Source organism: Amycolatopsis sp., assembly GCF_036008905.1.
In the GTDB taxonomy this organism is placed as follows: Bacteria; Actinomycetota; Actinomycetes; order Mycobacteriales; family Pseudonocardiaceae; genus Amycolatopsis.
The window spans coordinates 39,940-55,196 of sequence record NZ_DASYMU010000021.1 but is presented as its reverse complement, the minus strand read 5'-3'; the positions used below and the strand labels follow the sequence as shown (position 1 = coordinate 55,196).

Here is a 15,257-nt window from a genome sequence, read left to right as displayed (position 1 = left end):
CGAGTGTTCTAACACTCGTAGCCACTCACGAGCCACGCTGGGTCAGGCCCCCGCCAGCAGCAGCCGTGCGTCGGCTTGTTCGAGCAACGCCTGCCCAGCGATGGGCGCGGTTTCGTAGAGCGCCTCCGTGCGGGCGTTGTGCGTCGCCAGCCAGAGACTCGCCGCCCAGGCGACCTGGAGTTCGTCGAAGGTGAAGGGCCGCCTCGCGGCCTGCTGGTACATGTCGAGGAAACACGCCGAGCTCTCCAGCGGCGCGAGCGTCGGGTTTTCCGCGCTGGCGAAGGCACCCGACGCCGCGCCCGCGATCGCCGCTTCCGGCAGCCACGCCAGGCTGTCCCAGTCGTGGATGGCGTACGGCTGCGAGCCCTGCCACCGGATGTTCTGCGCCTGCCAGTCGCCGTGCCCGAGCACAAAAGGGAGATCCGCCCGTCTCAACCGGTTGAGTGCGCGGATCGCGGTGTCCTCGATGTAGTCGGGAACCGGGACCTGGTCGGCGCGGGCGTCGTGCCAGTCGTAGGGCGGCCAGACACCGGGTCCATTGTGGTCCCAGCACAGCCACACGGGGTTCGGCAGCGGCGGCCGGATGTTGACGCCCTTCGTGCGGGTGACGACGTCGGCGAGCAGCGAACCGAACTTCGCGGCGACCTCGGGACCGTCACCGCGAAGCATGTCGCCGCCGGGGCGCCATTCCTCGGCATGGATCGCGAGTCCTTCGACCACGGTCGCCATGGTGAGCGGGCGCGCGACCGGCAGTCCCCGTTCGGCGAGCACCCGTTGCACCGTGACGCACGAGCCCGCGCGACCGGCTTCGTCGGGACGGGACTTGATGACCACGGCGCGGCCGTCGTCCAGCCGCACCCCGATGACATCCGACATATGCGCGGTGGCGAACAGCAACTCGACCGGTCTTCCGCCGAGTTCACGCTCACACCACGCGACGATCAGCGCCTCGCTATTCTGCACGAGACCAACTTAGAGGCGAATGGCTTAACCGGTATAGGTCCGAATTAATCTGGCCTCACGCAGGGCATCTGCCCACCAGGTCAGCTGATCGAGAAGGATCTTCGCCGCACCAACGCTTTCGTCCGGGCTCGTCGGGTTCCCCGCGGCGTCGAACCTGGTGTGCGCGTTGTGGAAACTGACCGTGTCCCGAATGGTGACCGCGTGCAACTCCGCGAAGACGAGCCGTAACTGCTCGACCGCCCGTAGCCCGCCGGAAATACCGCCGTAAGAAACGAACGCGACCGGTTTCGCGCGCCACTCCACGAAGTGATCATCGATCGCGGCTTTGAGGGAGGCGGGGAAGCTGTGGTTGTACTCGGGGGTCACGACGGCGAACGCGTCGGCGGCGCCGAGCCGTTCGGTGATGCCTTCGCCGTCGGCCAGATCGATGACGTCGACATGCAGATCGGCGCGGGACTCGGCCTGCGCGGCGAACCAGCGGGCCACGGTGGGGCCGAACCGGCCTTTCCGCGTGCTGCCGATGATCACGGCAAGGCGGATCGGGGTTTCGGGCATCGGGTTCTCCTCGGTCGGTCCGGTGTGACGAGGATCAACGCTAGAACCTAAACCAATGTTAAGGTCAAGAACCATGAGCGAGATGTCGTTGGAGCTGACTGTCGGGCAGTTGGCCGCGCGCAGCGGAGTCGCCGTGTCGGCGCTGCACTTCTTCGAGCGGCAGAACCTGATCCACAGCCGCCGCACCGCGGGAAACCAGCGCCGCTACCGCCGGGACATGCTGCGCCGCGTCGCGATGATCCGGATCGCCCAGCGCGCCGGGATCCCGCTGGCACAGGTCGCCGCGCTGTTCGCCCTGTTCCCGGACGACCACGCGCCCAGCCGGGAAGACTGGGCGCGCGTTTCCGAGTGCTGGCAGGCCGACCTCGAGGAGCGCATGTTGCGGCTCCAGCAGCTCCGCGACGACTTCACCGACTGTGTCGGCTGCGGCTGCATGTCGATCGACCGGTGCCCGCTGGTCAACCCCGGCGACAAGATGGGCGCGAAAGGCCCTGGCCCCCAACGACTGTTGAAGACCGACGCCCCGCGCTGATCAGTGGCAATGGGCGGCGATGGCCACGCCGACGGCGAGCGGTAGCGCTCCCACCGACAGCGGGAGCGCGCGCATGATCAGGTACGACAGCTTGTCTCCCGGCATGATCACCATCGCCTGCAGATATCCGGGCTGTCGACGGGCTGGTCGTAGCACCAGCCCAACGTGCAGGGAGCGGCCCCGGAACACCAACCTCCGGTCGCGGCTTGGGCACTGACCGGCAGTGCGATCGTCGCGCCGAGAATCAGCGAGAACGCCACCAGTGTCCGCTTGATCATGTCGATCCCCCATCGTTTCGCTGTCGTCTGTCTTGAGCCGATGACGCCGGAGTCATCTGATGAGGTTGCCCGGGCGCCGAAGTTGTTCGAGCCTCGCAGGCGCCACTAAGAATTCGCTAACCGATCGCGCTCAGGTGTCCATGGACTGCACTTGGGTGAGGGCGGGGCGGGTCGCGCCGACGACGTCGCCGTTGAGGAGCGCGAGCCAGCTGCCACAGACGCAGTGGCGGTAGTCGACGCGACCTCGGGACATCGGGCGCTCCGCGGTGTGGGGTAGTTCGGCGGTGGGCCAGGCGCATTGGGGGCAGCGGGTTTCGTCCATGCCTCGATGGTGCTGTAATGGTTTAATGCACTTCAACCCTTACGGAGGATCGGCCGCGCAAGTCGCCGCCGGACTGGTCAACATCGGCGATGTCCCGGCGGCCCGGCTCGTCGAGATGATGCGCACCGAAGGCATGACACTGGCCTCCCTGACACCTGCCCAGGCGGCGGCCGTCGTCGAATGGGGACGCCGGCTGCGGCCGGTGTTCGCCACACCGGAGCCGGACAAACAGGTCGACCTGGTCAACGAGCTGCTCGCGGATTCGGCGTGCCGCCCGTTCGTCTCGCGGCACGACAAAATGGCCCCCCACCTGCACTACGCCCTGGACGACGACGATCGCGTCCGCCGGGTGATGGCCTACAGCGCGGGCGGCTTGGCGCACCTCGTCTGCGACGACCCGGGCCGCATCGGCGCCTGCGCGCGGGAGGACTGCGAGGTCGTCTTCGTCGACACTTCCCGCAACGGCCGGCGCCGCTACTGCTCGACGCGGTGCGCGACCCGGGTCCACGTCTCCGAGCACCGCGATCGGCAGCGTGTGTGACAGGACACATCGGCCGAACGAATAAGGTGACGGTATGAGCAAGCGCTTAGTGTGCCTCGGAGACTCGTTCACCGAGGGTGTCGGCGACGAAGACCCCGCCTATCCCAACGGTGTCCGCGGCTGGGCCGACCGGACCGCCGAGCAGCTGGCCGCGCACACGCCCGGCTTCCTCTACGCGAACCTCGGGGTTCGCGGCAAACTGCTCGGCCAGGTCCTCAACGAGCAGCTCGACCACGCCCTCGACCTGCGGCCGGACCTCGTCACGCTGTACGCCGGCGGCAACGACGTCATGCGCCCCAAGGTCGACATCGACGCGCTCACCGACGACTTCGAGAAGGCCGTCGCCCGGCTGACGGAGGCCGGGGCCAAGGTCATGCTCTTCACCGGCGTCGACGGCGTCGAAGACCCGCTGTTCCGCACGATCCGCGGCCGGGTCGCGATCTACAACGAGAACGTCCGCGGCATCGCCGTCCGCCAAGGTGCCGCGATCGTCGACATGTGGTCCATGCGGCGCCTGCGCGATCGGCGGCTCTGGGCTCCCGACCGCCTGCACCTCAACGCACTCGGCCACACCGACGTCGCCATCGCCGTCCTCGATCTCCTCGGCGCTCCGCACTCTCTGGCGCCCGCCGAGCTCGGCCCGCGCGAGATCCCGAGCGCCCGCGAACGCCGTGCGCAGAACCTGCAGTGGGGCCGCGAACACGCCGTCCCGTGGATCCGCCGACGCCTGCGCGGCGAGTCCTCCGGCGACACCCTCTCCCCCAAACGCCCCACCCTGACCCCAGTCGACACTTTCCCCGCACCCTGATCGCGTAGTTCACCTACACCGCCGCGCCACACGACTACACAGGCGGGGTTACGGTGGTAAGTAGGTGGTTACTTACGGGTGGGGCGGGCATGCGGACGGTGTTGGTGACGGGGAGTTCCCGTGGGTTGGGCAGGGCGTTGGCGGAGGCGGCGCTGGCGGCCGGGTATCGAGTGGTGGCTACGGCGCGCGACGCCGAGGCGGTGCGGGATCTGGTCGAGCGCAACCCGAACACGGCGCGGGCGGTGGCGCTGGACGTGACGGATCCGCGGGCGGCGGAGGACGCGGTAGCGGCCACGGTCGAGGCGTTCGGCGGGGTCGACGTGGTGGTCAACAACGCGGGCTACTCGAACATCTCCAGTCTCGAAGACACCCCGCTCGACGACTTCCGGGCGCAGGTCGAGACGAACCTGTGGGGCGCGGTGCACGTGACCCGGGCGGCCCTCCCCCTGATGCGGGCCCAGCGCAGCGGGCACATCGTGCAGATTTCGTCGGTCAGCGGCCGCGTCGCCCCGATGCCCGGACTCGGGCCGTACGTGACCGCGAAGTTCGCCCTGGAGGGGTTTTCCGAGGCGCTCGCGATGGAGATGGCCCCGTTCCGGGTGAAGGTGACCATCGTGGAGGCGGGGACGATGGCGACGTCGCTCTACACCGCGATGAAAGCGGCTGAACCTAGCGCGCACTACGCCGACGCGCTCGCCCCGATGCTCGGCGTGCGCAGGAACGCGCGGAGCACCATGACCGGTATGGACCCGGCCCGCGCGGCCGAAGTCGTCCTGAGCGTGCTGGAGCTGCGCGAGCCCCCGCTGTGGTTCCCGCTCTCCGGCCAGGCCGTGGACTACATCCGCCAGGCCGAACAGCGCAAACTCGCGGAGCTGGACCGGTGGGACGCGCTCAGCCGCTCGGTCGACGCATGACCGGCACTGTCCGCGACGCGGCCGCGACCCGGCAGCGGATCCTCGAAGCCGCCACGGCCGAGTTCTCCGCCGCCGGACTCGCGGGCGCGCGCGTCGGCCGCATCGCCGACCGCGCCCAAGCCAACCAGCGGATGATCTACGCCTACTTTGGCAGCAAGGACGGCCTGTTCGACGCCGTCCTCGAGCACCACGTCCTGCTCGCCCAGGACTCGGTGACCTTCGACGCCACCGATCTGCCCGGGTACGCCCAGCAGGTCTTCGACGTCTACCGCACCCAGACGAACCTCGTGCGGCTGTCGCTGTGGCAGGCGCTGGAGCGGCCCGATCTCATGCCGTCCCTGACCCCGGTGGTGCGCACGATGGCCGACAAGGTCGCCGCCGTCGCCCGCGCGCAGGAGGCCGGGCTCGTCAGCACCGCGCTCCCCGCGGACACGCTGCTCGACCACATTCTGACGCTGGCGCACGGAAACCTGGCCCTCGCCGGGAGCGAGAACGTCTGGACCGACGACCAGCGACGCGACCTCGGCGTCAGCGTGGCGCTGCTGACCACGCCGAGCGGGGAATGATCGGCGCGGCAGGCGGGTTGCGACAGACGTGTCACGGAAACTCAGCGAAGCGGAACGCGAAGAATTCCTTGCCCAGCCCCATATCGGCGTGCTGAGCGTCAGCAGCGACGACGACCGTCCACCCTCGGCGTTACCGACCTGGTACGCCTACCGGCCCGGCGGCAACATCGGGATCATCACGCGCAGGGACCGCCGGAAATCGCGGCTCATCCGGCGTGCCGGGACGGTGTCGTTCTCCGTGCAGCAGACGGAAGTCCCGTACCGGTACGTCACCGTCGAGGGCACGGTCGTCCGGCAGGAACGCCCGACGGCCGACGAACTCGCCGGAGTCGGGCGCCGCTACCTTCCGGTGGACCGGATCGACTCGTGGATCGCGCGTGAGCTCGGCGGGGAGAACCCCGCCGGTGAGCCCGAGTACGTCGAGATCCGGCCGGATCGCTGGCTGACCAAGGACTTCTCCTAACCGGCCGCCGCCCGGAAGGTGATCTTGTTACGGAACGATGGCACGGCGATCGCGGTCCGCTGACATCGGCCGAACACGCTGAGGTGTATGCGAAGTCGTTCTCTGTACCTACCGGTCGGCGCTGTGCTCGCACTGGCCACGACCCTGTTGAGCTCCTACTCGGCGCAGGCCATCGTGAGCGGCACCGAGTCGGCACAGGCGTACTCGTTCATGGGCTCGTTCCAGCCGGCCTACCCCGCGCCACCGCGTGCTGACGGGCACGGCTGCGGCGTGGAAGTCCTTGCGCCGCAATGGGTGCTGACAGCCAGCCACTGCGCGGGCAAGAACCCGACCGGCGCACGCAACGGGGTCCCGAAGGGCTGGAAGGTCCGGGTCGGGTTTTCTGCGAGGAAGGGCCCGCTTCATAGCGCGGGGTGGGCTTGGAAGTACCCCAAAGCGGCGTTGGGGTCGCTCAATGCCCCCAACGCCGCATTGGGGTCACGACGCGGCGCGCTTTCCCACGCAAGTGCCTCTCTCGCAGAGTCCGCGCGACCTGTGAGCGTGACCAACGCGAGCCGGAAGGTCGCGCCCTCGCCCGGAGTGGTGTGCAGCTCCAGCACGCCGCCATGAGCGGTGACAAGGGAAAGCGCGATCGACAGCCCGAGACCGGCGCCGCCGGTGGAGCGGCTGCGCGAGGAATCCGCGCGGTAGAAGCGATCGAAGACACGGGCCGCCTGCGGCGCTTGAGCCCCGGGCCGTGATCGCTGATCTCCAGTACCGCGAGGCCGCCGGCGGTGCCGACGTGGATCCGGATCGGGCTGCCCGGTGGGGTGTGGGCGATAGCGCCGAGGGCGAGCCCGATCAGGCCCAGCGTCGCGAGGTACAGACCACAGCCGATGACTGCGCGCAGCACACCCGGTTGCCCGATGGTCGCCGTGGGAGCTCCGGTACCGGCGATGACCGACTGGCCCAGAACGAGGCGAACCCGATGAGCAGACGGACTGTCCAAGCCCAGGATCAGCCGAATCCTGGTGGATTTGCCGGCGCCATTCGGGCCGAGGAAGCCGGTGACGCGGCCGGAACCGACGTCGAAGGTCAACTCGTCGACAGCGAGTTTGTCGCGATAGCGCTTGGTGAGGCCGTGTGCCTCGATGGCGGAAGTGCTCCTGCCTCCACAGCGCTGCGGAAAAATGACGCGCGGCTGGGAGGAACACCGGCTCACCGCCCTGACGCGGAGTTCCTGCCAGTACCTTCCCAGCCGACTACCAGCAGGCCGTGACCTTCAGGAGCCGACGCGTGGCCGGAGGCTGTCGAGCATGACGGAAATGGTGCGGTCACGCAGTTCCGTGTCACCGCCGACGTGTTCGGCCGCGCGGGAAGCGCCGATGATCACCGGGATCAGCTCGTCGACGCTGATGTCCTTGCGCACCGCACCGGCGTCCTGGGCGCGCGACAAGACTGTCGCGAGGGTTTCCAGTACCCGGATTCCCGCGATCGACGGCGGTTTCGGGATCTCGACGCCGGCCGCCGCGAGCGCGTCGCCGTACGCGTTCTTCGCCGAGGACATCTCGACCCAGCTCGTCAGGAAGGTGTAGAACACTTCGCCGGGTTTGTCCGCCGCGGCAACGAGTTCGGCTTCGTCGGCGAAGCGGCGGACGCGGTCGAAGAGCACCGCTTCGAGAAGCGCTTCCTTCGTCGGGAAGTGGCGGAACAGCGTGCCGACACCGACACCCGCCTCCCGGGCGACTTCCTCTGTGGTGGCTGAGGTTCCCTTCGCCGCGAAGACGACCTCAGCGGCGTCCAGTACCCGGGCGCGGTTTCGCCGGGCGTCGGCACGCAGCGGTTTCGGCTCGGTCATCCCGTGATCGTAAGCCCGGCTGCCCAACGGGCGCCGCGAGCGCGGTCAAGTGATGCGGACCCCGCGGTCCACGTGAGAGGGTGTACACGTTCGGGTGACGGCCGTCACAGGAGGTGCTTCATGGTTCTGGGACATGACGAAGCGAGCAAAGCACTCGAAGCGCCTGATCCCGAACGCAGAGCGCAGGTCCGGCGCGCGGCGTTGGCCAGCGCCATCGGCACGACCATCGAGTGGTACGACTTCTTCCTCTACAACACCGCCGCGGCCCTGATCTTCCCGCAGCTGTTCTTCCCCGCCTCCAGCAGCTACGCCGGGGTCATCCAGTCGTTCGCCACCTACGCCGTCGGCTTCGCGGCCCGCCCGGTCGGGGCGGCGATCTTCGGGCACTGGGGCGATCGCATCGGCCGCAAGACCACGCTGATCATCACCCTGCTGCTGATGGGCATCTCGTCGGCGATCGTCGGCCTGCTGCCCGGCACGGCGGCCATCGGCGTTGCCGCGCCGGTGATCCTGGTGGCGTTGCGCCTGATCCAGGGCATCGCGATCGGTGGCGAGTGGAGCGGGTCGGTGCTGCTCGCGATGGAGTGGGGCGACCAGCGCAAACGCGGCCTGCTCGGGAGTTTCGCGCAGATCGGGGTACCGGTCGGTCTCGTCCTCGGTACCGGCGGCATGACCCTGCTCTCCGCGACGCTGTCGGACGAGGCGTTCTCGTCGTGGGGCTGGCGGGTGCCGTTCCTGGCGAGCTTCATCCTGGTCGGCGTCGGACTGGTGATCCGGCTGCGGATCCTCGAGACCCCGATGTTCGCCGCGGTGGTCAAAGCCAATCGCACCGCGAAAAACCCCGTCCGCGAAGTGATCAAACACCACTGGCGGGAGATCCTGCTTTCGGCAGGGCTGCGCTTCAGCGAGCAGATGCCGTTCTACCTGTTCACCAGTTACGTCCTGGTCTATGTGGTGGCCGAACGCGACTTCAGCAAGACGTTCGTGCTCAACGGCGTCCTCGTCGGCGCCGCGCTCGAGCTCGCCTTCATCCCGTTGTTCTCCCGGCTTTCCGACCAGTACGGCCGAAAACGGGTCTACGCCCTCGGCGCGCTGATCACCGCGGTGATCGCGTTCCCGTACTTCACACTGCTGACCTACGGCACATCCACGGTGGTGTTCCTCGCGATCGTGGTCTCGATGATCCCGCACGCGATGCAGTACGGCCCGCAGGCAGCGTTGATCAGCGAGAGCTTCCCGACGCATCTGCGGTACGGCGGCGCCGGTCTCGGGTACCAGCTCGCGTCGGTGTTCGCCGGTGGCCCGGCGCCGCTGCTCGCGACCTGGCTGCTGCACGAAACCGGGACGCCGTACTCGATTTCGGTGTACATGGTGCTGGCCGCGACGGTCACTTTGCTGTGTCTGGCGGCGTTGCCGGATCGGTCCCGAAAGGACATCACCGACGACGCGACCTACGCCCGCTGAGCCACTCGACGATCGACAGGACCCCGAGTTGGCGTCAGCCGAGTACGCCGGGCAGATCAAAGGCTGCGAAGACCGCAGGATCCTGGAACACGACGGTGTGCGCGATTTTCCCTTGCCTGACGGCGAAAACCTGCAGGGTGTGCAGCCTGTGCCCGCCGTCGGGGTCTGGGGCATACGCGGCCACGGCCGGCTGGCCGTTGGCCGAGGTCGAAACCATGCGCCAGCCCATGCCGCGCATCGAGAAGACGCGCCGGATGAAGCTGCCGTAGTCGTCGCGGCCGAGGTACCACAGCGGCACGGGCGGCATTTCCAGGATCGCGTCCTCGGTGAGCAATCCGACCAGCGTGTCGACGTCGGCGGCCTCGAAAGCTCTCACGTAGGCCTCGACGGTTTCGTGGACGGCACGGTCGTCGGGTTGGACGATCTCGTCCTCGACGAGGCCTGCGGCCGCCAGTCCCGCTCGCGCCCGTTGCAGGGCGCTGTTCACCGAGGCGACCGAGGCGTCGAGCTGCTCGGCGACCTCGGCGGCGCTGAATTCCAGCAGCTCGCGCAGCGCCCAGATGGCGCGTTGTCGCGGCGGCAGCACCTGCATGGCCGCGATCAGGGCCAGTCGCATGCTGCCCCGTTTGACTGCCCGTGACGCCGGGTCGCCGGTGTCGCCGAGCCGAGCGTCGGGGAACGGCTGCAGCCACGGTATGTCGAAGGCCGGCAGCAGCGGTGTGTCCGGATCGATGCTTGGTGCGCCGAGCCCGGAAGGCAGCGGCCGGCGCGCTTTGCCCTCAAGCGCGGTCAGGCACACGTTCGTCGCGATGCGATACAGCCAGGTCCGCACCGACGCCTTGCGCTCGTCGTAACGCTCCCGCGCCTTCCACGCCCGCAACAGAGTCTCCTGCACCAGGTCCTCTGCCTCGTGCACTGACCCGAGCATCCGGTAGCAGTACGCCACGAGCTCGCGCCGGTGCGGCTCGGTGCGCGACTCGAAGTCGAGCGGGAAATTGGTGGAGCTCATCGCGATGAATATAGCGACCCCGCCGGTATGTACCGGTACCGAGCCACACCGGCCGGTACAGAGGAGTTCGTCATGAACAACGTGATCGTCATCGAGTACACCACGCTGGACGGCGTCGTCGAGGACCCCGACGGATCCAGCGGCACCGCGGCCGGCGGCTGGATGTTCCGCCATGGCCCCGAGCCGGTCGCGGGCGACAAGTTCGGGATGGGACCGCTTCTCGACACTGGTGTGCTGCTGCTCGGCCGCACGACCTGGGAGACCTTCGCGTCGATCTGGCCGAACCAGACCGACGAGTTCTCGACCAAGATGAACGCCATCCCCAAGCTCGTCGCCTCGCGGTCGCTGACCAGCACCGATGCGTGGCAGAACTCGTCGCTGGTCGAGGACGACCTGATCAGCACGGTGCGCCGCCGCACGGGCGACCAGGACGTCATCGTCACCGGCAGCCTCAGCGTCGTCACCGTGCTGGCCGAGCACGACCTGATCGACGAGTACCGGCTCATGGTGATCCCGACCGTGGCCGGCAAGGGCCGGCGCCTCTTCACCGACCATACCGGACCGACAGATCTGCAGCTCAGCTCCGTCGAGCGCAAGGGAGCCGCCGTGCTCTTGAGCTACCGGCGCCGCTAACGGGAGACACGCCTGCGCAGGCGGGGCTGTGTTTCCCGTTTGTGCAGGCGTGTCTCCCCTCCACGTACAAGCTCAACGTCTGCTCAACACCTCTTTACCGCGGGCGCGATGAGTTCCGACCCCACCGCCGGTATGTAGTGACGAGTTCGCCGGAATACCCCGGGCGAACCGATCACAAAGGAGAATCCGATGTCAGACAGTCGTGCGGAAGACGAGTCCGCCATCCGGGCCGTACTGGTTGACTCCTACAAGGCGTGGGAGGCCGGCGACGCCGACGGCATGGTCGCCGACTACACCGCGGACGCGACCGCCATCATGACCGGCTCGCTCCGCGACAGCCGTGACGAGATCCGCGAGAACATGGCCCTGGCCTTCGAGGGGCCGCTCAAGGGCAGCTCGACCTACAACAAGCAGCTCAGCCTCCGCTTCGTCGGCAGGGACGCCGCGATCGTCGTCAGCGAATCCGGCATCCTGTTCGCCGGCGAGACCGAGGTTCCGGACACGGGTAAGGCGAACGCGACCTGGGTTTTCGAGAAGCGGGACGGCCAGTGGCTGATCGCCGCCTATCACAACAGCCCGGTGCTGGCGCCTGGGCAGTGACCCCTTCCCGGTAACCGGCAGTGATTGTGTGTAGTGACGCAGGGGTCTGACGTCGCTGGCCACGATGTTCGAGCCCTGCCGTCGAACGGCGTGAAGCCCCTGGTGGAAGTAGGCCTCGACCAGAGATCAACTTCCACCAGGGGCTTCACGTGGACACCCTCGTGACAATCGCGTTACCGCGAAACCCAGTCTTCGCGGGTCAGGGCGTATTCGACGTCGCCGTGTTCGGCGCCTTCGATGACGTCAGGCCAGTCCTGAAAGAACGTGCGCACGAAACTCAGCCCGGACTTCTCCATCACGCCACGGGAGGCCATGTTGACCGACATCGTGGACGCGGTGACGCGGCGAACGCCGAACTCGGTGAATCCCTTGTGGATCAGCGCGCGTGAGCCTTCGGTGGCGTATCCCTTGCCCCAGGCGGTTTTCCGCAGCCGGTAGCCCAGCTCGGGTTCGTCCGCCGGGGCATCCGGTGGTGGCCGGAAGTGGAACCAGCCGAGGAAGTCGCCGGTCGGCTTCTCGATGGCCGCCCAGAAGCCGTAGCCGTCGAATCGTTCGTAGTAGGAGAGGAACGCGGGCAGGAAATCCGTTTCGAGCTCCTCGCGAGACGTCGTCCGGCCGCCGGTGATGAAGTGCATGACCTCGGGATCGCCGTCGAGGGCCACGAGGTTGTCGAGATCGTCCACCGTGAACCGGCGCAGCGTCAGGCGTTCGGTTTCGAGGAAGATCATGACAGTGCTCGTTTCACCAGTTCGCCGATCAGCTCGACGACCTCGTCGGGGCTGAAGTCCATCGCGTTCTCCCCCACGGTGACCTCGAACCGGCAGCGGCGCGGGTCGGCGGTCGTGATGGCCCGCCCGAACAGCTGGATACCGCGCTCGGCCTGCAGTTCCGCCTCCGCGCGTTCCACCGCGGCCTTGGGCGCGGGCAGGTGGACGTGGAACAGCGGGGTCTTCGGCGGGTCCGGCACGGTGTGCGCGACGCCGTTCGCGTTGATGGCCGCGGCGATGGCGACGGCGTGGTCCCGGAACACCGGCACGCGTGGCAGGACGTCGTCGAGGCCGAGTTGCGCTATCGCCGCCAACGGCCACGCGGCGTTGGCGGCCGCCCCGCCGAGACGCTGGCGCCACACGGACACCGCGCCGATCGTCTCGGCGTCACCGGCCAGCACCGCACCACGGACCCCTTCGAGACCCTTGTACATCGAGACGTAAACCGAGTCGAAGAGCCCGGCGATCTCGGCGAACGGGCGCTCGTAGTAGGTCTGCGCCTCCCACAGCCGGGCGCCGTCGAGATGGACCGCGGCGCCGCGTTGCCGCGCCCACGCCGTCTGCTCCTGTAGCTCTTCCCACGTCGGCAGCTCACCGCCGATCCCACGCTGCGGCAGTTCCCAGACGACCGCGGCCAGCGGTTCGGCGACCTCGCGGAGAGCTTCCAGGGTCATCAGTTCATAGCGGTCGCCGACGGCGTGGAACCGCAGGCCGTGCACGGCGCTGTAGCCCTGCTTCTCCCAGACGTCGAGGTGACACTGGGGATGCGCCGCGAACGCATGGCGCCCGGTGCGCTCGGCGTGCACGCGCAACACGGCCTGCTGAGCCATCGTGCCGGATGGGAAGAACAACGCGGCTTCCTTGCCCAGCAACGCCGCGATGCGCTCTTCCAACTGGGCGACGGGCGCGGTTTCCGGGGTGTCCGCGGGGAGCCGGTCGAGCAACCGCGTCAGGACGTCGTGCGGCATGCGCCGAATAGGTGCGTGCAGGAACAGGGAACGGCTGATCACAGGTTCGTCAGGCACCTTCGCACCTTAAAGCCGGACGCCGTTGCCGCGCACTTCCATTTCCGCGCGCACGTCGCCTCACCAAAAACCACATGGCCACCTTGGTTGCGTTGACCGCAACCAAGGTGGCCATGGAGGGACTGACTAGCGGGGGCCGCCGAACGGGCCCTGCTGCGGGAACGGGCCGCTGGGCGGTCCGGACGGGCCAGGGCCGCCGAACTGGCCGGGAGGCGGACCCTGCTGGTAGCCGGTGGCGCCGGGGGCCTGCGGGCGCGGAGGCGGCGGGATCTGCCGGGTCGACTCCTCGGCGGGCGGCTGCTGCGGCTCTTCGGGCTCCTCCTCCACCACGACGGGCTTCGGCCGCGGGGTTGAGCCCAGCACGCCCGGGACTTCCTGGCGTGCCACGGCTTCGGCCGCGCGGACGGCTTCCGCGATCCGCGGGTCGGTGGAGGTGTCGAACCAGTCGGAGACCTCGTCGTCGTCGAGGACGGGCCGCTCGGTGTGGTCGTCGGCGGCCGGTTCGTACCGGAAGACGCCGTCGTCGCCGGGCGCGCCGAGCGTGCGGGCGAAGCCCTCGAGGGCCTTGCCGTAGTCGCTCGGGATCATCCAGACCTTGTTCGCGTCGCCCTGCGCCAGCTGCGGCAGGGTCTGCAAGTACTGGTAGGCAAGGACTTCCGGCGTCGGGCGGCCGGCCTTGATGGCGGCGAACACCTTCTCGATCGCCTTCGCCTGGCCCTGCGCCTGCAAGTACCGCGCGGCACGTTCACCCTGTGCGCGCAGGATCCGCGAGGTCCGCTCCGCCTCGGCGGCCATGATGGTGGCCTGCTTGGCACCTTCCGCGGCGAGGATCTGGCTCTGCTTCTGACCCTCGGCGGTCTTGATCGACGCTTCCCGCTGACCTTCGGCGGTGAGGATCATCGCGCGCTTCTCACGGTCGGCGCGCATCTGCTTTTCCATCGAGTCCTGGATCGACGGCGGCGGGTCGATCGCCTTCAGCTCGACGCGGCCGACGCGGATGCCCCAGCGGCCGGTCGCGTCGTCGAGGACGCCGCGCAGCTGCGTGTTGATCGAGTCACGCGAGGTCAGCGTCTGCTCGAGGCTCATGCCACCGACGACGTTACGCAGCGTGGTGGTGGTCAGCTGCTCGACACCGACGATGTAGTTGGAGATTTCGTAGACCGCGGCACGCGAGTCGGTGACCTGGAAGTACACGACCGTGTCGATGGAGACGGTCAGGTTGTCCTCGGTGATCACCGGCTGCGGCGGGAACGAGACGACCTGCTCCCGGAGGTCGATCCGGGCGCGCACCTTGTCCAGGAACGGCACCAGGAACGTCAGCCCGGGTGAGGCCACGGTACGGAACCGGCCCAGTCGCTCGATGACCGCCGATTGCGCCTGCGGGACCACCATGATCGCCTTCGCGACCGTGACGATCACGAAGAGCACGATCAGCGCGACAACGACTATCGCTATCGTCGACAAAACTTTCCTCTTCTCGGTGTCGTTTCTTCAGTTTTGGTGGTCGGTCTCGATCATAGTTCCGCCGCCACGATCACCGTGGCACCGTTGATCTCCACGACGGTGACCGCCGCGCCGGGTTCGTGCGATTCCCCCGCATGCAGCGCCCGGGCGGACCAGGTGTCGCCCGCGAGCTTCACCCGTCCGTCCCCGGAGTCCACTGTGGACAGGACGATCGCACGGGCGCCGATCAGGGCGTCGGAGTTGGTCTGGATCCCCGGTCCGCCGAGGAAACGCCGCTTCAGGATCGGTCTGACGCCGAAGATCAAACCGATCGACGTCACCGCGAAGACCGCGACGTCGATATAGATGTTGCCGGTCAGCGCGGCGGAACCGGCGCCGAACAGCGCACCCGCTCCGAGCATGATCAGCACGAAGTCGCCGGAGACGACCTCGGCCATGATGAGCACAAGCCCCAGAATCAGCCAGATGAGTGCCGCTGTCATGGCTTCATCGTCTCAGAAACGCACCCTTCGCACC

At 68.1% G+C, this 15,257-nt stretch carries 20 protein-coding genes and 1 pseudogene; 9 read left to right on the top strand and 12 right to left on the bottom strand.

Going from position 1 to position 15,257, the window contains the following annotated elements:
• Nucleotides 1-42 precede the first annotated feature (42 nt).
• On the bottom strand, nt 43-963 hold the full coding sequence (locus tag VGP60_RS04100) for a phosphotransferase (RefSeq protein WP_327546482.1): 921 nt from the start codon (nt 961-963) through the stop codon (nt 43-45).
• Nucleotides 964-987: 24 nt separating this feature from the next.
• Nucleotides 988-1,518, bottom strand: a complete 531-nt coding sequence (locus VGP60_RS04095; RefSeq protein ID WP_327546481.1) for an NAD(P)H-dependent oxidoreductase — start codon at nt 1,516-1,518, stop codon at nt 988-990.
• 73 nt (nt 1,519-1,591) lie between these two features.
• Between VGP60_RS04095 and soxR the strand changes: the two genes are divergently transcribed.
• Complete coding sequence (gene soxR, locus VGP60_RS04090; RefSeq protein WP_327546480.1) at nt 1,592-2,050, top strand: redox-sensitive transcriptional activator SoxR; 459 nt, start codon at nt 1,592-1,594, stop codon at nt 2,048-2,050.
• Here soxR and VGP60_RS04085 read toward each other — a convergent pair whose 3' ends face one another.
• Together VGP60_RS04085 and VGP60_RS04080 are read right to left on the bottom strand one after the other, a co-directional pair.
• Nucleotides 2,051-2,206, bottom strand: coding sequence for a hypothetical protein (locus tag VGP60_RS04085; protein WP_327546479.1), 156 nt, complete (start codon nt 2,204-2,206; stop codon nt 2,051-2,053).
• Nucleotides 2,207-2,458: 252 nt separating this feature from the next.
• Nucleotides 2,459-2,650 (bottom strand): hypothetical protein, encoded by a 192-nt coding sequence (locus tag VGP60_RS04080; RefSeq protein ID WP_327546478.1) that lies wholly within the window; start codon nt 2,648-2,650, stop codon nt 2,459-2,461.
• Between the two features lie 25 nt (nt 2,651-2,675).
• Between VGP60_RS04080 and VGP60_RS04075 the strand changes: the two genes are divergently transcribed.
• The 5 genes from VGP60_RS04075 (at nt 2,676) to VGP60_RS04055 (ending at nt 5,942) form a co-directional block, all read left to right on the top strand.
• A complete protein-coding gene (locus VGP60_RS04075) occupies nt 2,676-3,191 on the top strand; it encodes a CGNR zinc finger domain-containing protein (RefSeq protein WP_327546477.1) in 516 nt (171 codons plus the stop codon).
• 34 nt (nt 3,192-3,225) lie between these two features.
• Nucleotides 3,226-3,999, top strand: a complete 774-nt coding sequence (locus VGP60_RS04070) for an SGNH/GDSL hydrolase family protein (RefSeq protein ID WP_327546476.1) — start codon at nt 3,226-3,228, stop codon at nt 3,997-3,999.
• An 89-nt stretch (nt 4,000-4,088) separates the two neighbouring features.
• Nucleotides 4,089-4,913: an SDR family NAD(P)-dependent oxidoreductase gene (locus VGP60_RS04065; RefSeq protein ID WP_327546475.1), complete on the top strand. Its 825-nt coding sequence runs from the start codon at nt 4,089-4,091 to the stop codon at nt 4,911-4,913.
• Entirely contained in the window at nt 4,910-5,479 is a 570-nt protein-coding gene (locus VGP60_RS04060; protein WP_327546474.1) for a TetR/AcrR family transcriptional regulator, read from the top strand. The genes VGP60_RS04065 and VGP60_RS04060 overlap by 4 nt, the downstream gene beginning before the upstream one ends.
• Before the next feature lie 28 nt (nt 5,480-5,507).
• Nucleotides 5,508-5,942 (top strand): pyridoxamine 5'-phosphate oxidase family protein, encoded by a 435-nt coding sequence (locus VGP60_RS04055; RefSeq protein ID WP_327546473.1) that lies wholly within the window; start codon nt 5,508-5,510, stop codon nt 5,940-5,942.
• Nucleotides 5,943-6,343: 401 nt separating this feature from the next.
• On the opposite strand, the gene VGP60_RS04050 is transcribed toward VGP60_RS04055, so the two are convergent.
• The 3 genes and pseudogenes from VGP60_RS04050 to VGP60_RS04040 form a co-directional block, all read right to left on the bottom strand.
• Nucleotides 6,344-6,814: a sensor histidine kinase gene (locus VGP60_RS04050; RefSeq protein WP_327546484.1), complete on the bottom strand. Its 471-nt coding sequence runs from the start codon at nt 6,812-6,814 to the stop codon at nt 6,344-6,346.
• Between the two features lie 83 nt (nt 6,815-6,897).
• A pseudogene (locus VGP60_RS04045) lies at nt 6,898-7,074 on the bottom strand (ATP-binding cassette domain-containing protein); the annotation flags it as partial.
• A 129-nt stretch (nt 7,075-7,203) separates the two neighbouring features.
• Complete coding sequence (locus VGP60_RS04040; protein WP_327546472.1) at nt 7,204-7,779, bottom strand: helix-turn-helix domain-containing protein; 576 nt, start codon at nt 7,777-7,779, stop codon at nt 7,204-7,206.
• A gap of 120 nt (nt 7,780-7,899) precedes the next feature.
• Here VGP60_RS04040 and VGP60_RS04035 point away from each other — a divergent pair, with 120 nt between their 5' ends.
• Nucleotides 7,900-9,243, top strand: coding sequence for an MFS transporter (locus VGP60_RS04035; RefSeq protein WP_327546471.1), 1,344 nt, complete (start codon nt 7,900-7,902; stop codon nt 9,241-9,243).
• A 34-nt stretch (nt 9,244-9,277) separates the two neighbouring features.
• Here VGP60_RS04035 and VGP60_RS04030 read toward each other — a convergent pair whose 3' ends face one another.
• Nucleotides 9,278-10,252: a sigma-70 family RNA polymerase sigma factor gene (locus tag VGP60_RS04030; protein ID WP_327546470.1), complete on the bottom strand. Its 975-nt coding sequence runs from the start codon at nt 10,250-10,252 to the stop codon at nt 9,278-9,280.
• Nucleotides 10,253-10,324: 72 nt separating this feature from the next.
• Here VGP60_RS04030 and VGP60_RS04025 point away from each other — a divergent pair, with 72 nt between their 5' ends.
• Complete coding sequence (locus VGP60_RS04025) at nt 10,325-10,885, top strand: dihydrofolate reductase family protein (RefSeq protein WP_327546469.1); 561 nt, start codon at nt 10,325-10,327, stop codon at nt 10,883-10,885.
• A 189-nt stretch (nt 10,886-11,074) separates the two neighbouring features.
• Nucleotides 11,075-11,485, top strand: coding sequence for an SgcJ/EcaC family oxidoreductase (locus VGP60_RS04020; protein WP_327546468.1), 411 nt, complete (start codon nt 11,075-11,077; stop codon nt 11,483-11,485).
• Between the two features lie 173 nt (nt 11,486-11,658).
• On the opposite strand, the gene VGP60_RS04015 is transcribed toward VGP60_RS04020, so the two are convergent.
• The 4 genes from VGP60_RS04015 to VGP60_RS04000 form a co-directional block, all read right to left on the bottom strand.
• A complete protein-coding gene (locus VGP60_RS04015) occupies nt 11,659-12,213 on the bottom strand; it encodes a GNAT family N-acetyltransferase (RefSeq protein WP_327546467.1) in 555 nt (184 codons plus the stop codon).
• Complete coding sequence (locus VGP60_RS04010) at nt 12,210-13,277, bottom strand: threonine aldolase family protein (RefSeq protein WP_327546466.1); 1,068 nt, start codon at nt 13,275-13,277, stop codon at nt 12,210-12,212. The genes VGP60_RS04015 and VGP60_RS04010 overlap by 4 nt, the downstream gene beginning before the upstream one ends.
• A 126-nt stretch (nt 13,278-13,403) precedes the next feature.
• On the bottom strand, nt 13,404-14,741 hold the full coding sequence (locus VGP60_RS04005; protein ID WP_327546465.1) for an SPFH domain-containing protein: 1,338 nt from the start codon (nt 14,739-14,741) through the stop codon (nt 13,404-13,406).
• A 50-nt stretch (nt 14,742-14,791) separates the two neighbouring features.
• Nucleotides 14,792-15,223 (bottom strand): NfeD family protein, encoded by a 432-nt coding sequence (locus VGP60_RS04000; protein WP_327546464.1) that lies wholly within the window; start codon nt 15,221-15,223, stop codon nt 14,792-14,794.
• Nucleotides 15,224-15,257: the final 34 nt, after the last annotated feature.

Coding starts and splice junctions, on each gene's coding strand:
- VGP60_RS04020 (WP_327546468.1), top strand. CDS start 11,075: ATGTCAGACAGTCGTGCGGAAGACGAGTCCGCCATCCGGGCCGTACTG.
- VGP60_RS04075 (WP_327546477.1), top strand. CDS start 2,676: ATGCACTTCAACCCTTACGGAGGATCGGCCGCGCAAGTCGCCGCCGGA.
- VGP60_RS04000 (WP_327546464.1), bottom strand. CDS start 15,223: ATGACAGCGGCACTCATCTGGCTGATTCTGGGGCTTGTGCTCATCATG.
- VGP60_RS04040 (WP_327546472.1), bottom strand. CDS start 7,779: ATGACCGAGCCGAAACCGCTGCGTGCCGACGCCCGGCGAAACCGCGCC.
- VGP60_RS04025 (WP_327546469.1), top strand. CDS start 10,325: ATGAACAACGTGATCGTCATCGAGTACACCACGCTGGACGGCGTCGTC.
- soxR (WP_327546480.1), top strand. CDS start 1,592: ATGAGCGAGATGTCGTTGGAGCTGACTGTCGGGCAGTTGGCCGCGCGC.
- VGP60_RS04095 (WP_327546481.1), bottom strand. CDS start 1,518: ATGCCCGAAACCCCGATCCGCCTTGCCGTGATCATCGGCAGCACGCGG.
- VGP60_RS04065 (WP_327546475.1), top strand. CDS start 4,089: ATGCGGACGGTGTTGGTGACGGGGAGTTCCCGTGGGTTGGGCAGGGCG.
- VGP60_RS04070 (WP_327546476.1), top strand. CDS start 3,226: ATGAGCAAGCGCTTAGTGTGCCTCGGAGACTCGTTCACCGAGGGTGTC.
- VGP60_RS04060 (WP_327546474.1), top strand. CDS start 4,910: ATGACCGGCACTGTCCGCGACGCGGCCGCGACCCGGCAGCGGATCCTC.
- VGP60_RS04035 (WP_327546471.1), top strand. CDS start 7,900: ATGGTTCTGGGACATGACGAAGCGAGCAAAGCACTCGAAGCGCCTGAT.
- VGP60_RS04030 (WP_327546470.1), bottom strand. CDS start 10,252: ATGAGCTCCACCAATTTCCCGCTCGACTTCGAGTCGCGCACCGAGCCG.
- VGP60_RS04015 (WP_327546467.1), bottom strand. CDS start 12,213: ATGATCTTCCTCGAAACCGAACGCCTGACGCTGCGCCGGTTCACGGTG.
- VGP60_RS04080 (WP_327546478.1), bottom strand. CDS start 2,650: ATGGACGAAACCCGCTGCCCCCAATGCGCCTGGCCCACCGCCGAACTA.